Here is an 8,538-nt window from a genome sequence, read left to right as displayed (position 1 = left end):
TCGCCCCTGGGCTGCGCGGCTCGAACCCCGCGGAGGTTGCGACCGGCACGGCTTGTGACAGGGGCTAACGCCAAGCCGCTGCAAGACGTGGGCCGGTGCGTCTCTACCGTCCGAGGGCTGAGGCCGACGGGTCCGGCGGCGTGAGGGGGGAAGACGGGCATGGCCAGGGGCCCCGCCGAGCAGGGCCGACGGGGATCGCCCGGAAGAATCCATGAGGATCCTCCAGTGCGGGGCCGGAACCGGCATCTCCGGTCAGGTTGGCAAGAGCTACTGCCAAGACGTAGGCGTCGAATGGCTTCTCCCATGTCGCGACGTCGCGATACGCGGCCGGCAGGAAGGCTTGGCTGTAGCCGGTCGCAAAGATGAAGGGGATCGCTCGCGCCCTGAGAGAATCGGCGACCGGGAACACCGGTTTGCCATGCAGCTCAACATCGAGAACGGCAAGGTCAACCCTTTCAGACGCCAGCAGAGCCAGCGCCGCCTCCCGGGTTGGAGCCGGTCCGACCACCGCCGCCCCGGCTCGCTCCAGGACCTGTGCGATGTCGTCGGCAATGAAGTACTCGTCCTCGACGATCAGCACGTGGCGGTTGATCAAACTTGCTTGCGAGACTGATAAGGTCACGGGCTTTCCTCGTCCTGTTCCTGGCTGCCTCAGAGCTTCGATGCTGCATGTGGCCCGGCCGATCCGCAGCGGTCCGGGCATGGCCACATGCCCATTGGGGCAGTGTCATGGATGAGGATGAACGCGGCATCCGGTGGTCACCGGGGATGGTTCCGTATCGTGTTGCAGCGGCGTTCGGGCGATCAGGGCCTGCTGGAGCTCAAGGTTTGTCGGCCCTTTCGTCACGGCTCACCGGCGGGCGGGCCTGCACGCCCGCCAAGGCGGCGATCCGCACCAGTTCCGGGACCGTCCTGGCGCCCAGCCGCTGCATGACATGAGCGCGGTGGGTTTCCACCGTGCGCGGGCTGATGCCGATGACCCGCCCGATCTGCTTGTTGGTCTGGCCCGCCAGCAGGCCCTCCAGGACCTCGCGCTCGCGGACCGGCATCTCGGTGATGCGTCCCCGGGCCCGGTTGGACTCCTGGCCTTGCTCGTCGGCCTGGGAAATGTCAGCGGCTGCCGACGCAAGGGCGGCCAGCAGCTCATCCGGAGCATAGGGCACCGGCAGGAAGTCCACCACTCCAGCTTTCATCACCCGCACCCCAAAGGTCACGTCGCCTTTGGGGTCGCCGAGGACGATCACCGGCAGGCCGAGGCGCCGGGCCTTGAGCTCCCGCGGGATGGTCAGTTCGCCCGCCTCAATCTGGCGGATGTCGAGCACAACGCAGCCGGCCGCGAGCTCCGGGGCCGCCTCCAGGAAAGCCTTGCCGGACGGGAAGGCTCTTACGTCATAGCCGGCGTCGCGCAGCCCTCGCGTCAGATCCTGACGCGAGGGCTCATCGGCATCGACCACATAGACGAAGCGCCCGTCATGGCGGGTGATGTCCTGGGCAACGCCGCCGGCGCGGCGGATCCGGCCCTGGGCGTCGCGAATGGGGAAAAAGGTGTTGCGGATCCAGCGCACCACCCCATCCTGCCGGATGATGCGAAACTCTTCGGTGCTGATGTCGCCCAGTCTGACGCGTTCAAGCGCGCCTCGCGCGCGCTCTCGATCATCCGGATGGACGAAGCGGCTCCACCGGCTGGGATCGCCAAGCGTGCTTTCGACTGTTTCGCCCCAGATGGCCTCAAAGGCGGGGCTCAGGTATTCGAGGTTCATCGTCTCGAAGTCCATGATCCAAAGAGTGCTGCTGGAGTTCTCGGCGAACTGCCGGAAGCGCTCCTCACTCTCACGCAGGGCGGCTTCGGCCCGCTTGCGCGTCGTGATGTCCAAGACGGCTCCCATGAATGCAACCGGACGGCCATGCTCGAAGGTGGTCCTGCCCTGGGTGGAAACCCAGCGCTCGATCCCATCCCCGATACCGATCACGCGATATTCAAGGGCGTAGAGACCGTCACCTGCGGGGTCGACACAATGGGCAAGCGCGGCATCGACCTGAGCGCGATCCTCGGGATGAATGCCGGATAGCCACACCTCGTGGTCGACATGGGCATCAGGCGCCAGCCCCCACATCGCCTTGAGCTGGGCATCCCAGTCCAGTGCTCCCGTGGCCGGATTCCAGGTGTATGGTGACAGACCGACGAGGTCGATGGCCGCCTGGAGCCGCGCTCGGCTTTCGCGCAACTCCTGCTCCGTCCGCTTCTCCCGCTCGACGACCTGCACCACGAAGGCTGCGCCCAGACCCTCCTGAGCGGTGTTGCGGAAGGGCGCAGCGCTCACCCGCGTCCAGATCTCCTGGCCATCGGGGAGTGTGACGAGGAAGTCGATACCAGGAACAACCGTTTCACCCCGCAGCGCCCGCGCGCTCGGATAGTCGGAGGGGCTGAGACGCTGGCCATCCGGGGTGTAGCCCCGCCAGCGCTCGCTTTGTACGGGATCTCTGGAGGGGACTTTATCAAGGGCGTACTGCTGGAGGATCTGGTTGCTCAGGACAATGTTCCCCTCCGGGTCAACGAGGCCCACGCCAACCGGCAATTGCTCCAGAATGGCTGCAAGCTTGTTCTCGCTTTCGCGCAGGGCTGCTTCGGCTCGTACGCGCTCGGTGGTCTCGTGGACAGTGCACAGCACCCCGCCGACGCCCCCGGTTTCGTCACGGATGGGGCTGTAGGAGAACGAGAACCATGTTGCCTCGGGATGGCCGTGGCGCATGAGCGTCAGCGGCAGGTCCTCGAAGTAGCTAGCCTCCCCTTGCATGGCCCGATGGGTGATCGGACCGATGGTGTCCCACACCTCCGACCAGACCTCGGGGAATGGCCGCCCGAGACCGCTCGGTTTGTCGCCCATGATCGGAATGTAGGCATCATTGTAGAAGCTGGTCAGTTCCGGCCCCCAGGCCAGGTAGGTGGGGAAGGCGGAGCTCAGCATGATGCTTAAGGCGGTGCGCAGCGATTGCGGCCAAGTCTCTGTTGGCCCGAGGGGCGTGGCAGCCCAGTCATGGGTTCGCACGCATTCACCCATGATGCCGCTGTTGGGAAAAGCTTCCGCCGTGCTCATCTCCACTCTTCCTCGAAATATGTCATGAGAGGCCTTTCCGACAAAACTTAACGGTTGTGAGGGCGGCTTCCCAAAACGGGACCACGGCTGCTCGTCTGTCTTGGCCAATCCTGCCGCACCTGACCCCGTTAGCTGGACCGTGATGCAAGTGTGGGCTGATGGAGGCCAGCCCACACTTGTTGGTTCGCAGCCGCGTATCTTCCCTCAGGAATCGACCGGTAGGCGTTTAGGCCCCTACGATTGTTACCCTCCATAAGTTCCGCGGAACGACGATTATTAGCGTCAGCCCATCTGATCTCCTCAGGTGGGGCGCCAACGAAGTCCCTCGACGCCACCGAGATATGCCATGATGGACCAACACGATGAACGGCCCCGACGGGTCCGCAACGATAGTCCGGCTCGCCCTAGAGCAACGGGAGCCGCGCAGTCTTGGCTGGGTCAACGGCAAGGGCAACAGGATGCTCGCGGGCGCCGTTCGAGCTTCGGCATGGTTGGACTTGCCCTCGCGGCCGCTGCGGGCGTGGCCGCCATCGGTCTGATCGAGACCCAAATGCGCGGTACCGGAAGCCGGACCAGGACAGGTCCGAACCGACAGCCAGATGCTGGCAATGAGCCGGAGCTCGAGCGTTCGATCACGATCGAGGACGTTCCCGCGGACGAACTCTACCGTCGCTGGCGCGATCCCGAAACCATGAGGCGGATCATGGCGCCCTTTGCCGATGTCCAGTCCACGGGTGACGGGCAGACACGCTGGAACGCCGGCCCTCATCTGGGCTCCTGGGACATGCGCTTGGCCGATGACCGGCCGGGCGAGTTCATGCGCTGGGAGGCACAAGGCGGGGGCGCTCTGATCCGGGAAGCGTCCGTGCGCTTCCGTCCCGCAACGGGCAACCGTGGCACCGTGGTGGTCCTGCGCGCCAGCCTCGATCCACCCGGTGGCATGCTCGGTCGGATCGCCACCCAGATGCTGGGCAATACGCTACCGGCGGCGCTTGCGAGCAAGTCACTGCACTACTTCAAGGCCCTCGTCCAGACCGGCGAGATCCCGACCACCGAGCGCCAGCCGGCGGCTCGGCCCGACCCTCGCTGACGAGGAGCTTCCCATGCGTGCGCTCATCTGGAACGGAGTCAACGATCTGCGGGTCGAGACCGTCAAGGACCCCGAGATCGTCAATCCGCATGACTGCATCCTGCGGGTCACCATGTCGACCACCTGCGGCTCGGACCTGCACTTCATCGACGGCTACATCCCGACCATGAAAGCCGGTGACGTCATCGGTCACGAGTTCATGGGCGTGGTCGAGGACGTCGGCCCCGAGGTGAAGAAGGTCAAGAAGGGCGACCGGGTCGTGGTGCCGTCCTTCATCACCTGCGGCCAGTGCTGGTACTGCAAGAACAAACTCTATTCGCTGTGCGACAACACCCATCCCAAGCCCGAGCTGCAGGAGCCCATCTTCGGCTATCCGACCGCCGGCATCTACGGCTATACCCACGCGTTCGGCGGCTATGCGGGAGCGCACGCCCAGTATGTGCGCGTGCCGTTTGCCGACAACGATTGCTTCAAGGTGCCGGATGGTGTGCCGGACGAGCAGGTGCTGTTTCTCTCCGATGCGGCCCCGACCGGCTACATGGGGGCGGATTTCTGCAACATTCAGCGGGGCGACGTGGTAGCCGTGTGGGGCTGCGGCGGCGTCGGCCTGATGGCGCAGAAGAGCGCCTTCCTCATGGGGGCCGAGCGGGTGATCGGGATCGACCGCTTGCCTGAACGGCTCCGGATGGCCCGCGAGCATGTCGGCTCCGAGACCATCAACTACGAGGAGGTGGACAGCGTCCTGGAGGTGCTCAAGGAAATGACGGGCGGCCGGGGCCCCGACGCTTGCATCGACGCGGTCGGCATGGAAGCGCACGGCACAGGTCTGCAATACGCCTACGACCGCGCCAAACAGCTCATGTACATGCACACGGATCGCGGCCAAGCCCTACGCGAGGCAATCCTGGCCTGCCGCAAGGGGGGAACACTCTCGATCCTGGGCGTCTACGGCGTGATGGACAAGTTTCCAATCGGGGCCATCATGAACAAGGGCCTGACGGTGCGCACAGCTCAACAGCATGGGCAGGCCTACATGGACCGCCTGCTCGACCATGCCCAGAAGGGAGAGCTGAACCCATCGTTCCTGGCGACACATCGATTCCCGCTCGAAGATGCACCGCGTGGCTACGCCATGTTCAAGCACAAGGAAGACGGTTGCGTCCGCTCCGTGTTCATTCCCTGAACCGGAACGATGTCCATGACACTATCCAGGGCTGTGGAACAATCGGGGGTACAGGATGCATGTTCCCGCTCTTGTCATGGCCCCTGAAGACGCGATGGACGAACATTCACTGAGCACCGGAGATGAGGAAGGCAGCGGGCTTCGTGCTGCGGCCGCTGCCTCGGACAGAGATCGTGAATGTCCACATGGAAATCGTCACGCTCTCAATCGACCGTTGTCGAAGGCGCCTGTGGCCTGACGTGCATCAAACGAGAGTTCGTGACAAATACGGCGCCGTGCGGCTGCGTGATGCTTTTGCGACTTCGCCTGGCGGCCCGGATGCAACCACCTGCCCGCCCTCGTCGCCGGCGCCTGGACCCAGATCCATGATCCAGTCACTTCCCGCAGCAACGCGCATGTTGTGCTCGACCACGATGACAGTGTTGCCGGCTTCGACCAGCCCGTCGAGCTGAGCCACGAGCCTCTCCACATCGGCGGGATGGAGTCCGGTCGTCGGCTCGTCGAGGACGTAGAGCGTATCGCCGCGCTGGATCCGTTGAAGCTCGGCCGCAAGCTTGATCCGCTGTGCCTCCCCTCCAGACAGCTCGGTCGCTGGTTGGCCCAGCCGCAGATAACCCAGCCCCACCTCGCGGACGATCGTGAGGGACCGATGCAGAGGCGGCTCGTCGGCGAAGAATTCCCAGGCTGCATCGACCGTCATTCCGAGCACGTCGGCGACGGATTTGTCGCGGTATTTGATCTTGAGGGTGTCCGGGTTGTAGCGGGCGCCGTGGCAGGTCGGGCATGGAGCATAGACGCTCGGCAGGAACAGCAGCTCGACCATCACGAAACCTTCGCCCTCGCAATGCGGGCAGCGGCCCTTGGCGACGTTGAAGGAAAAGCGTCCCGCATCGTAGCGGCGGGCACGCGCCTGCTTGGTGGCGGCAAACAGCTTGCGGACATGATCGAAAAGGCCGGTATAGGTTGCAAGGTTCGATCGCGGCGTGCGTCCGATCGGCTTCTGATCAACGCGCACCAGGCGCTTGATGCCTTCCATGCCGCTGACGATCCGGCCCTCGCTGGCCATTGTCGCTGCCCGTTCCAGTTCCTCGCCCTCGTCTTCCGGCTCACGGATATCGTGACCGAGATGATCGGCCACCAGTTCGACCAGTGCCTGGCTGACCAGGCTCGACTTGCCCGAGCCGGATACGCCCGTCACGGTCGTGAGCACGCCCAAGGGAAATGCGACGTCGAGCCGGTCCAGGTTGTTGCGCGTCACCCCGGCGAGGCGCAGCCAGCCGCTTGGTGGGCGCACTTCCCGAAGCGGAAGAGAGCTTTCGCCGAACAAGTAATGCCGGGTCTGCGAGGCCTCGACTTGGCTGAGCCCGTCAGGAGGACCGCTATAGATGACATGGCCCCCCTGCTCTCCGGCGCCGGGGCCGACATCGACGATCCAGTCGGCATGACGGATGACATCGAGATTGTGCTCGACCACGAACTGCGAATTTCCGGATGCCTTCAGCTGCCCGAGCGCCTTCAGCAGTGCCTCCGTATCGGCCGGATGGAGCCCAGCGGACGGTTCGTCGAGCACATAGACGACGCCGAAGAGATTGGACCGCACCTGGGTGGCCAGTCGCAGCCGTTGGAGCTCGCCGGGCGAAAGGGTCGGGGTGCTGCGGTCGACGGCGAGATAGCCGAGCCCGAGATCGAGCATGACGCTGACTCGAGCGACAAGGTCCTGCGCGATGCGCTGCGCCACCACCGCCTTCTCCGGATGCTCCGCCTCGATCTTTGCCAGCCGCGGAGCGGTTCCCTCCGCATAGGGGCGGAAAATGTCGGCGAGACGGATGAGTGGCAGACCGGAGATGTCGGCGATGTCCAGCCCCGCGAACGTGACGGACAGGGACTCGGGCCGAAGGCGCTTGCCATGGCAAAGCGGGCACTCGGTGCTCACCATGTATTGCGCCACGCGCCGCTTCATCAGCGGGCTCTGCGTGTTGGCGAAGGTGTGCAGAACGTGGCGCTTGGCGCTCGTGAACGTGCCCTGATAAGCCGGTTCTTCCTTGCGCTTGAGCGCGTGCCGAACCTCCGCTTGAGTGTATCCCGGATAGACCGGAACAGTCGGCTGCTCGTCGGTGAAAAGAAGCCAGTTCCGGTCCTTCTTGGGCAGGTCCCGCCAGGGCCGATCCACATCGAAGCCGAGCGTGGTCGCGATGTCACGCAGGTTCTGGCCATGCCATGCGGTCGGCCAGGCGGCGATGGCCCGTTCGCGAATGGTCAGCGTGTCGTCGGGCACCATCGATCGCTCGGTGACCTCGTAGACCCGTCCGAGGCCATGGCACCGGGGACAGGCCCCCTCGGGCGTATTGGGTGAAAACGATTCGGCATAGAGGATTCCTTGGCCGCGCGGATAGTCGCCGGCCCGGGAGTAAAGCATGCGCAGCAGGTTGGACAGGGTCGTGACGCTGCCCACGGAGGAGCGCGTGGTCGGTGAACCGCGCTGCTGCTGAAGCGCGACGGCGGGGGGCAGACCATCGATATCGTCCACGTCCGGAACGGGCATCTGGTGGAACAGCCGCCTGGCATAGGGCGACACCGACTCGAGATATCGCCGTTGCGCCTCCGCATAAAGGGTTCCGAAGGCCAGCGAAGACTTTCCGGAGCCGGAGACACCCGTGAAAACAACCAGAGCATCGCGCGGGATCTCAAGGTCGATATTCTTGAGATTGTGCTCACGGGCTCCGCGGACGCGCACGAAGCCCGCTCGTTCCTGCACACCGGTCGGTGAATGGGGCATACGATCCTTCTGCATCGGGCCGCCTGGTGAAGTGTCGGACCCGCGAATATCTAGGGTGATTCAGCGCTCCCGCCACAGGGATGGCTTCTGATTCTGAAGGTCGAGGCCCGGTGGTTCGAGCATCGGACGCGACAAGTGGAATCCCCTTCTGGGATCGGATCCGATGCTCAATCCCTTGGGCGGCGCACCGTTCGGGATCCAGTCTTGATCGCACCGCCTCGCACCACCCTCCACGTCATCACCGGCCTTGTGCCGGTGATCCCGATTGTTGGGAACGCCGCACCTCACCGCATCGGGATGGCCGGCACAAGGCCGGCCATGCCGTGGGAAGGGTCGCGCCACTGCAATAGTCACCCGCCACGTCATCACCGGGCTCGTCCCGGTGATCCCGATT

At 64.6% G+C, this 8,538-nt stretch carries 5 protein-coding genes; 2 read left to right on the top strand and 3 right to left on the bottom strand.

The window, feature by feature from the left end; genetic code table 11:
- Positions 1-103: 103 nt before the first annotated feature.
- Together NF876_RS32890 and NF876_RS32885 are read right to left on the bottom strand one after the other, a co-directional pair.
- Positions 104-622, bottom strand: coding sequence for a response regulator (locus NF876_RS32890; RefSeq protein ID WP_262272356.1), 519 nt, complete (start codon positions 620-622; stop codon positions 104-106).
- Positions 623-821: 199 nt separating this feature from the next.
- Positions 822-3,095, bottom strand: a complete 2,274-nt coding sequence (locus NF876_RS32885; protein ID WP_262272355.1) for a PAS domain S-box protein — start codon at positions 3,093-3,095, stop codon at positions 822-824.
- A 487-nt stretch (positions 3,096-3,582) separates the two neighbouring features.
- Between NF876_RS32885 and NF876_RS32880 the strand changes: the two genes are divergently transcribed.
- Together NF876_RS32880 and NF876_RS32875 are read left to right on the top strand one after the other, a co-directional pair.
- Entirely contained in the window at positions 3,583-4,185 is a 603-nt protein-coding gene (locus NF876_RS32880) for an SRPBCC family protein (RefSeq protein ID WP_262272354.1), read from the top strand.
- Positions 4,186-4,198: 13 nt separating this feature from the next.
- Positions 4,199-5,368 (top strand): zinc-dependent alcohol dehydrogenase, encoded by a 1,170-nt coding sequence (locus tag NF876_RS32875; RefSeq protein ID WP_262272353.1) that lies wholly within the window; start codon positions 4,199-4,201, stop codon positions 5,366-5,368.
- Positions 5,369-5,612: 244 nt separating this feature from the next.
- Here NF876_RS32875 and uvrA read toward each other — a convergent pair whose 3' ends face one another.
- Entirely contained in the window at positions 5,613-8,159 is a 2,547-nt protein-coding gene (gene uvrA, locus NF876_RS32870) for an excinuclease ABC subunit UvrA (protein WP_373696756.1), read from the bottom strand.
- Between the last annotated feature and the right edge of the window lie 379 nt (positions 8,160-8,538).

It is taken from the genome of Microvirga yunnanensis, assembly GCF_025460875.1.
The sequence above is the reverse complement of the archived record's forward strand: the minus strand, read 5'-3'. Positions and strand labels throughout refer to the sequence as shown.